Annotated in this window: 13 protein-coding genes and 3 pseudogenes; 8 read left to right on the top strand and 8 right to left on the bottom strand. The window is 58.9% G+C overall.

Annotated features, from left to right (window positions below; translation table 11 throughout):
• Positions 1-926, bottom strand: a pseudogene (locus AAAC48_RS11695) (conjugal transfer protein TraA); the annotation flags it as partial.
• Positions 926-1,333 carry a plasmid mobilization relaxosome protein MobC gene (locus tag AAAC48_RS11690; protein ID WP_340654334.1) on the bottom strand — a complete coding sequence of 136 codons (408 nt, stop codon included), beginning with the start codon at positions 1,331-1,333 and terminating at the stop codon, positions 926-928. The gene AAAC48_RS11690 and the pseudogene AAAC48_RS11695, both read right to left, overlap by 1 nt.
• A gap of 487 nt (positions 1,334-1,820) precedes the next feature.
• Between AAAC48_RS11690 and AAAC48_RS11685 the strand changes: the two genes are divergently transcribed.
• The 5 genes and pseudogenes from AAAC48_RS11685 to AAAC48_RS11665 form a co-directional block, all read left to right on the top strand.
• Complete coding sequence (locus AAAC48_RS11685) at positions 1,821-2,531, top strand: ParA family protein (protein WP_340654333.1); 711 nt, start codon at positions 1,821-1,823, stop codon at positions 2,529-2,531.
• Positions 2,528-2,713, top strand: a complete 186-nt coding sequence (locus AAAC48_RS11680; RefSeq protein WP_340654332.1) for a hypothetical protein — start codon at positions 2,528-2,530, stop codon at positions 2,711-2,713. Before AAAC48_RS11685 ends, AAAC48_RS11680 begins: the two co-directional genes overlap by 4 nt.
• A gap of 616 nt (positions 2,714-3,329) precedes the next feature.
• Positions 3,330-4,532 carry a DUF1173 domain-containing protein gene (locus AAAC48_RS11675; protein ID WP_340654331.1) on the top strand — a complete coding sequence of 401 codons (1,203 nt, stop codon included), beginning with the start codon at positions 3,330-3,332 and terminating at the stop codon, positions 4,530-4,532.
• Between the two features lie 76 nt (positions 4,533-4,608).
• Positions 4,609-4,905, top strand: a complete 297-nt coding sequence (locus tag AAAC48_RS11670; protein WP_340654335.1) for a WGR domain-containing protein — start codon at positions 4,609-4,611, stop codon at positions 4,903-4,905.
• Between the two features lie 106 nt (positions 4,906-5,011).
• A pseudogene (locus AAAC48_RS11665) lies at positions 5,012-5,137 on the top strand (HU family DNA-binding protein); the annotation flags it as partial.
• Between the two features lie 50 nt (positions 5,138-5,187).
• Here AAAC48_RS11665 and AAAC48_RS11660 read toward each other — a convergent pair.
• From AAAC48_RS11660 to AAAC48_RS11640, 5 genes are all read right to left on the bottom strand, one after another.
• Positions 5,188-5,499 (bottom strand): DUF736 domain-containing protein, encoded by a 312-nt coding sequence (locus tag AAAC48_RS11660; RefSeq protein ID WP_340654330.1) that lies wholly within the window; start codon positions 5,497-5,499, stop codon positions 5,188-5,190.
• 393 nt (positions 5,500-5,892) lie between these two features.
• Positions 5,893-6,843, bottom strand: a complete 951-nt coding sequence (locus AAAC48_RS11655) for a zincin-like metallopeptidase domain-containing protein (protein WP_340654329.1) — start codon at positions 6,841-6,843, stop codon at positions 5,893-5,895.
• A 286-nt stretch (positions 6,844-7,129) separates the two neighbouring features.
• Positions 7,130-7,711 (bottom strand): hypothetical protein, encoded by a 582-nt coding sequence (locus tag AAAC48_RS11650; RefSeq protein ID WP_340654328.1) that lies wholly within the window; start codon positions 7,709-7,711, stop codon positions 7,130-7,132.
• A 455-nt stretch (positions 7,712-8,166) separates the two neighbouring features.
• Positions 8,167-9,060, bottom strand: coding sequence for a DUF3991 and toprim domain-containing protein (locus tag AAAC48_RS11645; RefSeq protein ID WP_340654327.1), 894 nt, complete (start codon positions 9,058-9,060; stop codon positions 8,167-8,169).
• Between the two features lie 23 nt (positions 9,061-9,083).
• Entirely contained in the window at positions 9,084-9,368 is a 285-nt protein-coding gene (locus AAAC48_RS11640) for a hypothetical protein (RefSeq protein ID WP_340654326.1), read from the bottom strand.
• Positions 9,369-9,669: 301 nt separating this feature from the next.
• On the opposite strand from AAAC48_RS11640, the gene AAAC48_RS11635 reads away from it, so the two are divergent.
• The 3 genes from AAAC48_RS11635 to groL all read left to right on the top strand — a co-directional run bounded on the left by AAAC48_RS11635 (position 9,670) and on the right by groL (position 12,266).
• Positions 9,670-9,936, top strand: a complete 267-nt coding sequence (locus AAAC48_RS11635; RefSeq protein ID WP_340654325.1) for a hypothetical protein — start codon at positions 9,670-9,672, stop codon at positions 9,934-9,936.
• Between the two features lie 326 nt (positions 9,937-10,262).
• Positions 10,263-10,559: a co-chaperone GroES gene (groES, locus tag AAAC48_RS11630; protein WP_027230208.1), complete on the top strand. Its 297-nt coding sequence runs from the start codon at positions 10,263-10,265 to the stop codon at positions 10,557-10,559.
• Between the two features lie 63 nt (positions 10,560-10,622).
• Positions 10,623-12,266: a chaperonin GroEL gene (gene groL, locus AAAC48_RS11625; RefSeq protein ID WP_340654324.1), complete on the top strand. Its 1,644-nt coding sequence runs from the start codon at positions 10,623-10,625 to the stop codon at positions 12,264-12,266.
• A gap of 74 nt (positions 12,267-12,340) precedes the next feature.
• Here the strand turns inward: groL and AAAC48_RS11620 are convergent.
• Positions 12,341-12,561, bottom strand: a pseudogene (locus AAAC48_RS11620) (arsenical resistance protein ArsH); the annotation flags it as partial.

Below are 12,561 nucleotides of genomic sequence, written 5' to 3'. Positions count from 1 at the left end.
ATCAGGTGCATGACATCGCGCGGTTTGCGGCTATGCAGACTGTCGCGCCACTCGAGCTGGACGAGGTCACCTGCCTGCTTGGCATCTGCGATCGCTCGCCCCTGCTCATTTTGCACGTTGCCTTTGTGGGTCTCTACGAGCGTCCGCAGGCGGGTGGCGCCGTAATCGGTCCCGTTGCCGTAGCCCGTGAACTGGAAGCTCGCCCTGCCCTTTGTGACCTGCTCGGCATCTATGCGCTGCTGCACAATCGCGGTTGCTTTCTCGTCGGCCGTCAGGCGTTCACCCCCAGGGCTGCGCAGCACAATCACGCCATCTATATCTAACCCACTGCCGTCGGCGCGCTCGGTCACCGCGAAGGCAAAGGCGCGATCGCCAAGGCCCCGCTTCACAATTTTGCGGGCCCACTCGTAGATGTCAGCGTCCTGTCGGTGATGTTCTGTGACTGCGACCTGGAACAGGCCGATGTCCCGGCTCTCGGCGCGGTTCTTCATCAGGTGGTCCCATTCGCCACCGACCGCGGAGAGCTGGTCGCGCCCGCGCAACTGCTCGCCCCGCTCGTTCTCGACCACGACATCCCCATTGCGCGAGACGTAGTTGATCATGGCACCCAGCCTGGATCCGCCACCAAACGAAGCCATCTTCACCACCGCCGGCTGGCCGCCGGACGCAAGGCCCACAAATCGCGCCCGCATCGGCCGATCGGCCCGACGATGCCTTAAACTGTCCCCGAAACGTCCTCTGCCCGCCGGCCGAGGACTGAAACCCGGCTTCAGCCCGCTTGCAATGTTTGCCGTTCCGGCAGAGCCTCCCCGACGCCGCCGCTCATCCTCGTCTGGGGACGTGCGACGTCCCAGCGAGAGCTCATGCAGGAACGCTGCCTTGCGCTGCTCCCATTCGGCGGTGAAGGCTCCGAGAAAGAACTCCATTACACTGGCCTCGTCCGCATTCGCGCTCCCCGGTCGGCAAAGGATCTAAGTTCAAGTAAAAGCGCCGCGACAACGCGCTGGACATCGTCGATTGCCGCCCTCTCCTCCGACCGACCGGGTCCCCCGCGATGTGCCACGCGTACAAGTTGATTAAGGTTCACCCCAACGGCTTTGACATCGGACAAAAGCAAGCCAAGGATGGCGCGATCGTCTTCCGTGAAGAAGGGACGAATTCCCGCCCCCTCTAGCGACAGTGACCGCATGAACGCCGAAACCGTCAGTCCCGCGCTTTCTGCTGCCCTTTCGATCCTGGTCATTTCGCTCGTACTGAAGCGGGCATGAGCCACCTTGTTCTTGCGCTCTTCAGCTCTCGCGATGAGGCTGCTATCCGTTGCCAAGTCATTCATGACGCCTTCCTAAAAGCTGGCCGCAGGCGCCATCGACGGCCCGTCCGTCGATCGTCAGCAAAATTGTATCACAAATTTGCGTATCCTGCCAAAGCAAACTGTACCGATTCGGTAACAAACATTCAAGCCCATTCGCATCGAACGACGAGAGGTTCCACTCGCGAAACTTCGAAACGACGGATGAAGACAGGCGGATTCTTCGAGGGAGGATGCATCGCCACTCGCTATCAATAATGACAATATCTGCATTATATGATTGATATTATTGAATACATCGTGTGCCCGTATATCCACTCAATGTGCTTATACGATGTGTTCAATATGGGTGATTGCGGCAAGTGGAATATATTCCACATTACCTGGTGGTCTGATAGGCTTGCAACACACTCACCTCTTAGTATGAATACATTATATTCATTTTTGACTTGCGCCGACTTTCGAGTTTGGTGCATGATGCCGCCATCCTCACGATGATGTTGGATCATTCATGACAAGAACCTACGCGGCGGTAAGCAACAAAGGCGGAGCTGGAAAGACGACGCTGGTGACTCTGCTCGCCGGAGAGTACGCACTGCGGCAGGAACGCGTTCTCCTCGTCGATGCTGACAACCGGCAAAACCTCTCTGGTTGGTGGAGGCTATGCAACGAAAAGGACAACGTCCCGGACCATATCGATGTCACAGTTGCGTCGACGCAAAGGTCGATCGAAGCGGCGATCAAGGATCGCGGCGATATGTTCGACATCATCATCATCGACGCACCGGGGGTCGACAGCTCTTTGCAGACGACAATCATCCGTTCTTCACAATTGGTGATCTCCCCAATCCAACCGGCCATCAAGGAACTTGAAGCGGCGGGACAGGTGGTTGCAGCAGTCAACGACATGAACGACCAGTTCGACCTGCACATTGCGCACTTTAATGTACGTACGCGAATTTCAGTGCCAGCGCGAAATCTTGAAGCCTATCGCTACATCCGGCCATTTATTGCCGGTCTTGTGGCGGCGGACTATCGCACAGCGCTGCTGGATACCGAACTGTTCGAGCGCAACATCTATCGTGAAATCCAGAACGGACTTGGCACGCTACAGATGCAAGATCTGACAGAGACGGTTCGAAAGGCCCGCGTCGAGGTTCAAGCACTTGTCGATGAAATCGAGCAGCGACGTGCCTCCCTCAAACTTGGGGATGCCGCATGAGCAAGGCAGGCCTTGATCTTAAGGATTTCTCCATCGCCTCACGCAAAGTGGGAGCGAGACCGGATGCGACGTCAGCAATCACGGAGACGGGCCCGGCGCCCGTTCGCCCGACTGCTTCTGATAGAGATGTGGCGTCGGTGTTGCCGAAGCCCAGCGAGAAGCAGAAACGCGAGGCGGCCTAGGAGCGGGCGATTGCGCAAGAGGATGTCCGCTACAGTCTGAAGAATCTCAAGCGCGCAAAGCAGCGCAACGTCAAATTCTTCGTCAATGTGGCGCTCGACTACGAGATGAAGGGGCGCCTGCAGCGGGCAGCCCAGGAGAACGATCTGAAGATGACCGCGGTTGTGAAGGCGGCTCTCGACTATTTCCTGTCCGAAAACGGCTATTGATGCTGTCGGCGACGCGCCATCGGCACAGGATCGCGGCGAAATATGCCAGGTCTCGATCGGGGAGCTGTTTTTTGGTCAGTTCGCCCAGGGCAGGCTCGAGTTGCGCTTCGATTTGGTGGCGCTCGTTGATTGTTCGGCAGTTGCGGGGTTCAGCGCGCAGTTCCCGAATGTGCTGTTTGATCGTCATCTTGTTTCCTCGACGTTTGTGAAAGATGACGGGTGCGGCTGTGAGCGGAGCAGACGGGTCAAGGTTCGCGGAAGCGCGACCAGCGTTGCCGGCGTGCGGATTTTGTCGGAGCGTACGTTGAGACAAAACCGGAAGGCCGCGCGACCTGAGCAGACAGTATTTGGTCTTGTATGGCACCGTTGATGTCGACGCGATCGGTAAATCTCGGGAGGCAAAGCAGCGATGAGATGTTTTCAGATCGGAGACCAGATCGTCGAAGAGCAGGCAGATGATTTCCAGGAGCGGTTGGCAATTGCCTATGGGACAAAGGTGCGACCTGCATGCCTTTGCGCCACGCCTGGCATCACCATGTACGTAGCCCGCATCGGCGATCAACTGCTTATAAAACGCATGCCGTTAACTGGCTGCGCCCATGATCCATCGTGCCCTTCCTATGAGCCACCCTACGAGCTCTCGGGACTTGGACCGCTGATCGGCAGCGCCATCCAGGTTGATGCAGCCTCGGGAGCGGCGTCGTTGAGGCTGGATTTTTCATTGACGAAGCGCGGGCCGCGATCTGCGGCTGCGACCGAAACAGAGGCCCGAGAGACGGTCACGAACGAAGCAAGGAAGCTTTCGCTTCGCGCGCTGCTTCACTACCTTTGGCATGAAGGTGGCTTGACCGAATGGACGTCCCATTGGATCGGCAGGCGTCACTGGTGGCAGGTTCGCAGCCATCTGATTGAGGCCGCGCGGACCATGACAGTCCGTGGCGAAACGCTGCTCGATCGATTGTTCGTGCCGGAACCCTTCCGGGCAGAAGACAAGACAGCGATCGAGCAGCGGCGCGCCACGGCGCTTGCCGCGATCCACCAGGCCACATCTGGCGGCCAAAGGAAGTTGATGCTGCTCGTTGGCGAAATAAAGGAGTTTTCGCAGGCAAGAAGCGGTCGCAAGGTCGTAGTCAAACATATGCCAGGCTTTCCAATTTTCCTTGAGGAAGGTGCTTGGCGAAGGTTGCAGGCGCGTTTCAACGCCGAGTTCGAACTGTGGCAGGCCAATGAGTCGGCGCATCTGATGGCCATCATGACGATTGGGACGGCCACGTCCGGCCTACCTATCATCAACGAGATCGCCTTGATGACAGTGACTGGGGAGTGGCTTCCGGTCGAAAGCATCCATGAGCAGCAACTGCTTGACAAGCTGACCAAGATGCAGCGCAAGAGCGTAAAGGGGCTGAGGTTCAATCTACCGCGTTCGCAACCTGTTGCGACAGCGATTTTGGCAGAACCGAAGCCGGTCCCTGTGGCACTTTACGTTGTACCGCCATATGCCAACGAGGATTTCGAGTCCGCTCTGCGCGAGATAATTGAAGCGCGACCCGACCTTCAGCCATGGGTGTGGCGGGTCAACGATGGAGACATGCCGGACCTTCCGCCGGGCTGACGACTTCCTCAGTTCCCGACTATTCATCAGTGACGTGATTCATTTCGGCTCGATCGATTCAAAACTGTGGTTGGACATGGGTGCTGGCGATGCTCACCACCATTTGTCAACAGTTGTTTCAGCCAGCAAGAACTTGGCTCGCTACTATGCTCATTCGATCCAGCCGACACTGTTTGGCCAGACGTCTCTCATGCGTTGCTGGGGTCGTATCGGTAGGCGCGGACAAGAAAAGGTTCACCGGTTCTTCGATGAGCAACAGCCCGTCTCTTTGTTTTTCGAAATTGCGCGGCAGAAGCGGTCACGCGGCTATAAACCGGTGGGCAACTGTGGAGATCTCGCAATTTTAGCTGCGCCGCAGCCCGGCGTGCAATGACAACACATGCGGCTTCTGGAAAGGATTCTCCGTCACTCCAAGGAGAAGATTATGACAACGACAAACGAAAAGTCGAGGCCATCTTTGCGGCAATCACCGCGGCCACAAGGTCAAAGACGCGGCGGAGCGCGAGGCGCGCAATCCGGCGACCGGCGCCACGATCAAGGTGGCCGCGGCCAAGAAACTGACTTTCACGCCGGCCAAGGCGCTGAAGGACGCGTTGAACACGTAACATAAGAAGAGCCCCGCTTGATCGGCGGGGCTCTGTTAGCATCGCGGCGCTCACCGCCGCGTATTACGCGACCAGATGAGTTGCAGGCCCTCCTGGCCCTGGACTTCGGTCAGCGTGGCGTAAATCGGAGCCGGGAAACTCGGATCGTCAAGTTTGACCGAGATGTAATCACGCTCGGTTTCGCGGGCCTGTTTCTGCCATCCGGCGCCAAACTCGACGTTGCCCGCCAGGACGCGGAAGTCGGGAGCGTCGTGTGATGTGCGTTCGACGCGGACGATCTTCGCCTTGACGTTGAGGTTGAGGGTCTTGATGGTGCCGGTGAAGCCGTCATTCGATGCGGTGAAAGAACCGATGGTTGCCATTGTTGCATTCCTTCCTTGTTGCTCGGGCCGCGCCCATCGCGGTCTCGATGGCTGTCGATAAGACCGGGGACGATCGGCACGCACCCGCAGGGCCGCAACGAAGTGGAGGACGGCCATGGGCTGAGGCTTTCTTGCCTCGCGAGGAATGGCGGCCAAGCCGCCAGGGGAAGAAACCGAGCCGGCCGTTGCGGGAGGACGATCGAGCCGAGCCATGCGAGGCGCTCTGCGGTCAGACATGCGCCATCGAGACCGCGTTGGGCGAGCCCTGCGCACAGAGCGGACGGATATGGCAATGGCCGATCAGAGGCATCCTTCATTGACACGTCCCTTTGGGCTTCGCGCACCCCACGCCCTCGTCCGGCGATCCGGTATTCGGCCGGTTGACGACCGTCATCAGCCACCCTCTCGCAAAGCGCTCATCTGCTGCGCCTGGAGGTTGTGAAGGAAGGTGACAGCGCGCTGGGCCTGTGCGGCGGCAGCGACGATTGCCCGCTTGTCATTGGACAGGACTTGCAACCACGACGCCAGGTAGCTTGCATGGTCAGGCCGCGGCTCCAATTCCGGAACGATACCGAGATCGGCGCACAGCAGGGCTGACCCGAGCTCGGCGACAAGCTCTTCCCGGGCACGATCCGATCGATCCTTCGAATAGCGTGACAGATCGCGATCGAGGCGGTCCTTCGAACCTGTGAGATGAATGGTTTCATGTGCCAGAACGGCGTAGTAACTCTCCACATCGCGGAAGCTCTCGATGGGGGGCATCTGAATATGGTCCGAAGCCGGTGCATAGTATGCCTTGTCACCACCATGCCGGATGACGGCTCCCGTCGCGCAGAAGAACGCATCCGCAGTCGCGATGCGATTGACGACGCTCTTGGGATCTTGGGACGGTGATGGTCGGTATGCGTCGGACAGATCATCGATCTGTTCGACATTGAAGACGGTGTAGGCCTTAAGGAATGGAATGTCGTGCTCGACCTCTTCCCCATTGTCGACTGTATCCATCTTCCTGATCCGGTTCGCATAGACGACAGTAGAACCGGTCTCCCCCTTGCGGACATGTCCGCCGAGTTCAGCGGCCTGACGGAACGTCATCCAGGTCGGCGACCGGAACCCCCGCGAAACTGTCTCTGTCCAGAGCATGAGAACGTTAATGCCGCCATAGGGCTCGCCATTGTGGCGCAGCGGCCGGCTAATCCGGCCCTCCAGATTTCCGGCATTCCATGGCTGAACCCAGGGGCGAACGCCCTCCTCCAATGCTGCTACGATGCGCTGCGTGATCCTGGCGTAGATGTCGACGCGCGCCTCCTGTCCACCCTTTCCCTTTGCCTTTTCCTGTCTCATGATCTTCTCCTCGATTTGAAGACCGCGCCCATCGCGGTCCGTCACGACGGTCGAAGAGCGAAGGTCCGGAGACGGCGCATCCGCTTGAAGGCGTGAGTATGGTTGCGCGGTGCGATACGGACCGAAACGGAGTGGAGGACGGCTTTGCCGTTGCGCCGGGCCGATCCGGCCGAAGCTAGACCGCAATCCGGGACGGGCTGCATGGGCTCGGCAAAAGACAAAAAGCCGGCGTGCACCGGCGTCATTTCCTAAAGGGATCGCGGGGCCGAAGCCCCGCGATTGGCGTCTACTCGAAGGCCGCAATCTGCAGCGCGGCTGCCTTTTGGTCGACGGAAGTCCCAGTGTTCTCGGCGAGCCGCTCATAGGGCTTCCAGGCCTCACCGGTGATGTGCTCGTAAGCGGCAACCGCGCCTTCGGCGGCCATACGCAGGACGTGCGCCTGCAGGCCCATGTCAGCGGCGAACTCGCGCTTGCGCTGGGCCCGGCTGTCGAAGCCGACGGGGCCGTCAAGGTCCTCGTCGCGCATGTCGTTGGAGAGCCTTGCGGTCAGGTCGCGCGCCTGCGTCACCGAGCGGCTGTAGAACTGACCGGCGCCGTAGGCGGAGCCAACGAAGGATCCGGCGATGCGTTGCATGTGGATCTGCATTGCCTTCTCGCCAAGACCGTCCTTCAGCGCCTCGGCGCTTTCGATCAGCTGGGCGCGGTGCAGGTTGCGGATGCCGTCACCGTCGATAACGGGCAGGCCGAAGCTGTCGCAGATGCGGAGCGCCTGGGCGCTGTCCGGACAGACGTGTTTGACCATTTCGAGGGTGGTGGCACGCTGGGATGTGGCTGGGCGCTTTGCCGTGGAACGGGATTGAGAAGCCATGATGGAGATCCTTTCGAGCGATCGTTTGAGCGAAACCCGCGGGTACTGGATTTATCCGGCTCGGCCCCCTCGGGTGCGGTCGAAAGGACATGGGCGCAGGCGTTCCGGCCCAAGGCCAGGGCGATGCAGACCGAGCAAGGTAAGGCTGCGGATGACGCGGGCCGCAACAGCGGTCTGCGGATGACGCGGGCTTGCCTTGGCGCAGGACGCGGCGATCCTGCCGCTATGCGGCGCGAATGCGGCCTTTGACCGGGACGGACCCATGTCAGACCGCAGCAAAACCGAGGGCCCCAAGCCGGAAAAGACTGCACCTGAAGAGCCGCGACCGAGCCGCCGGGACCGGAATTGTGGCCGTGTTCCTCAGCCAATTGCGACCGCCTCGACAAGTAAGACAATCGCGCACTTTGCCTGTGCGCTCTTCGGCGAGCTCGGCCCGGTGCTCCCCTCGCGATCGCTTATTCTGCACGCTTGGCGCGCAGATCGTCGTTCCAATCTCCGAGCCGCGGGCGAAGTCGCCTGAACCCGCAGCCGCATGTGGCTGCGATCTCGCGGATTTCCCCAGCAAAGGCCTCGCCTTGACTGTCGTGGTCAGTCGCAGCCACGAGCAATCGATCGTCCGTGGCGAGAGCGCAAACGGCAGTCTTGGTAAGTGGCGACCAACCACCTGCTGTGCTGACGTAGAGCGTGTCCGGTCGCGGTCCCTCCAGCGCGGCAAGGCTTAATGCGTCGATGGCGGCCTCGGTGACGCAGACGCGCGCGGAACCGGCGGAACCGAACTGAAAGAGCAGCTTGGTACCGCCCGATGCAAAGCCGCTCCAGTGCTCCCCCCTCTCCTCCCACCCAGCGAGACGAAGACTTCGATCACGATGGGCGAACCAAGCACTGCCATAGGGGCCCTCGCGGACCAGATCGTCGTCGATCGCCGGGGCGATGATGTGCATGGGAAGAGCCCGTACCACGGTAAGGTAGTGGAACGCCGCAGATCCTTCGTTCATTGTCGGGCGTATCAGCCACCGGCCGGTGATATCGCCGTCGTAACGTGCTCGCGCGGGGTGCGACCAGATCGGCGCGGCCGGTTGGAGGCCGGCTAGCGCTGCCGCCGCGCGTACCGCGGCTAAAAAGTCAGCGCCGTCCAGGTGCTTGATCAGGGCAAAGATGTCGCCCTTACTATCAGAGAGTGGATCGAACCACCCCCGACCCTCATGCGTAACGATGGCGATTTCGCCGGCGCGCCGGTATTTGACCGCACGGCGTGAGCTCTCCTTCGTATCGACGCGCCAGCCGGCGCGCTCCAGAACCACAGCGCAGGATACTGTCGCGCGCAGCGCTTCAATGTCTTCCCGTTTCATCTTTTGATACTCCTTTCTTGCCCTCACAGTCCGGGCACCTCACACCAGGCGCGAAGACTGGCGGACGCAGGGGCGCGCATTCGATAAATGAAAGACATGCGGATTGGGGCGCGGCGAAGCTTCCCTTGCGGGCGCCAACGCGCAAGCGCCACGACGCTATTGGTCCGGCCGATCACCGTGAGTGCGTGTGCATCACGCACCGACGGGAGGCCGGCATCGTGAGCGACATCGATTTCCCAGGCCAGCTGGAACTGCCCTACAGTCCAGGTAAGGGGTGTAACCGACAGGTCAAAAATCAACGAGCGCAACAAGCGTCACGACATTCGTCAAAGCAAGGGAGAATTTCATTTTTGGCAAAATGCAGGTCAGGATTGAGCCGAGCTCAACTTACGACGAACGTCGCATTGCCCATGCGGCATTCATCGTCCAGAGTAAGGTTTTCCTTCTGGATGAATCCAATGCCAAAGAATCTGGCCGCCCGTCTATATGAGCCGATGACACTCACGTTTGTTCTGGTGCGGTTTGTGGAACGGGCAACCGACAGCGACTACGCTGACAGCAAATTACCGTCGCGTTGGTTCCGGAATTGGATTGATCTGTTCGAGTTATGTGCTCAAGCCGAGCGATGATGGCCTGCTGCAGATTATCGAGACGGGCCGTTCGGCACTTTTCGATCCTCCCATTGAATCGACGCGATACATTAATTTTGAAGACGGCAACGAGGAAATCCTCGTGGATTGCGTAATGGGAGGCTGCGAACTGAATATTTATTACAGCGACCTGCAATTGATTTTGCGGGCTGATATTCCCGATGATGCCCTTCCACAATGGCGGGCGGTCAAAGACGGCACCCACTGGACGGTAAGGGAACCGTAGTCAGGTCCTCTTGGTGAACATATCTAAGCGCAACGCATGTGCTCTCTAGATATTGGCTTGGGCGATGCCTACCTGCCGGTAGGACAGACTGCCGAGGCTGCATAAACCTGCCATTCACAAGCAGGTCACATTTACGTGGAATATTGCGGGGGTATTTTTCTGAATTTTCCATCGCCGTGAAAATTTCAATTCGCTTTTACTTGACTCTCTAGCCTCCTCCCACTATCTCGGGCTGCAATTAGCACTCACCCGTGACGAGTGCTAATAACGTGAATGACCAATCATTCGCGACACCGTTTTGACACCAACATCAAGGGTTTCTAACCATGGCCAAAACCAAGTTCCGCCCGCTTCACGACCGCGTCGTTGTACGTCGCGTCGAATCCGAAGCAAAGACCGCCGGCGGCATCATCATCCCGGATACCGCCAAGGAAAAGCCACAGGAAGGCGAAGTCATCGCCGTAGGCACTGGCGCTCGTGACGAAGCCGGCAAGCTTGTACCACTCGATGTCAAGGCAGGCGATTTGATCCTGTTCGGCAAGTGGTCCGGTACGGAAGTCAAGATCGGCGGCGAAGACCTGCTGATCATGAAGGAATCCGACATTCTGGGTATCCTCGGCTAATTACCGGGACTCCCCTAATCAACGAATAGAGATCAAACCGGGATAACCCCCAGGAGAGATAAAATGGCTGCCAAAGAAGTAAAATTCAGCCGCGACGCGCGTGAGCGCATGCTGCGCGGTGTCAATATCCTTGCAGACGCTGTCAAGGTAACGCTGGGCCCCAAGGGCCGTAACGTTGTCATCGACAAGTCCTTCGGCGCTCCGCGCATCACCAAGGACGGCGTAACTGTTGCCAAGGAAATCGAACTTGAAGACAAGTTCGAAAACATGGGCGCACAGATGGTGCGTGAAGTCGCTTCGAAGACGAACGACATCGCCGGCGACGGCACCACGACTGCTACTGTTCTTGCCCAGGCTATCGTTCAGGAAGGCGGCAAGGCTGTTGCTGCTGGCATGAACCCGATGGATCTGAAGCGCGGCATTGACCTTGCTGTTGCCGAAGTCGTCAAGGACCTCGTCAAGAAGGCCAAGAAGATCAAGACTTCGGAAGAAGTAGCCCAGGTCGGCACGATCTCTGCCAATGGCGAAACCGAAATCGGCGAAATGATTGCCAAGGCAATGCAGAAGGTTGGCAACGAAGGTGTTATCACCGTCGAAGAAGCCAAGACCGCTGACACCGAGCTCGAAGTCGTCGAAGGCATGCAGTTCGACCGCGGCTACCTGTCGCCATACTTCGTCACCAACCCTGAAAAGATGGTTGCTGACCTCGAAGACGCCTACATCCTTCTCCACGAGAAGAAGCTCTCGAACCTCCAGGCTCTTCTGCCGGTTCTCGAAGCAGTTGTACAGACCTCCAAGCCGCTCGTCATCATCTCTGAAGACGTAGAAGGCGAAGCTCTTGCGACGCTCGTCGTCAACAAGCTGCGCGGCGGCCTGAAGATTGCCGCTGTCAAGGCTCCTGGCTTCGGCGATCGCCGCAAGGCCATGCTGGAAGACATCGCCATCCTCACCGGTGGTCAGGTCATTTCCGAAGACCTCGGCATCAAGCTCGAGAGCGTTACGCTTGACATGCTCGGCCGCGCCAAGAAGGTATCGATCAGCAAGGAAAACACCACGATCGTTGACGGTAACGGCAAGAAGGCCGAGATCAACGCTCGCGTTGCCCAGATCAAGCAGCAGATCGACGAGACCACTTCCGACTACGACCGCGAGAAGCTGCAGGAACGCCTTGCCAAGCTCGCTGGCGGTGTTGCCGTTATCCGCGTTGGCGGTGCAACGGAAGTTGAAGTGAAGGAAAAGAAGGACCGCGTCGACGACGCTCTCAACGCAACCCGCGCGGCTGTGGAAGAAGGTATCGTTGCTGGCGGTGGTGTTGCTCTTCTCCGCGCCTCGGCTGCTCTCACGATCAAGGGCGTCAATGCCGATCAGGATGCCGGCATCAACATCGTTCGCCGCGCTCTGCAGGCTCCGGCCCGCCAGATCGCAACGAACGCAGGCGATGAAGCTTCGATCGTTGTCGGCAAGATCCTTGAGAACAAGAAGGACACCTACGGCTACAATGCGGCCAATGGCGAATATGGCGATCTGATCGCGCTCGGTATCGTTGATCCGGTCAAGGTCGTTCGTACGGCTCTGCAGGATGCTGCATCGGTTGCTGGTCTTCTGGTCACCACCGAAGCCATGATTGCCGAAGCTCCGAAGAAAGAGTCGGCTGCTCCTGCAATGCCAGGCGGCGGCATGGGCGGCATGGGCGGCATGGACTTCTAAGAAGTCCTGTCCCAACGACATACGGAAAAGGCGGGGTTCGACCCGCCTTTTTTGTTAGCCCGCTCGACCAGCGCTCAAATCGAGCTGAGCTTCACCCGTGCTTCCAGCTTCGCCGCCGCTTCCTTGCGTTCGCTGTACCGGTTGGTCAGATAAGTGGATGCATCGCGCGTGAGCATTGTAAACTTGACGAGTTCCTCCATCACATCGACAACACGGTCGAAATAGCGAGACGGCTTCATCCGCCCGGCTTCGTCAAACTCCTGGTAGGCTTTGGCTACTGATGACTGGTTCGGGA

The sequence above is a fragment of the Phyllobacterium sp. genome (assembly GCF_037994405.1).
Classification (GTDB): domain Bacteria; phylum Pseudomonadota; class Alphaproteobacteria; order Rhizobiales; family Rhizobiaceae; genus Phyllobacterium.
Note: the sequence above shows the minus strand (reverse complement) of the source record. Positions and strands in the feature narration are given on the sequence as shown.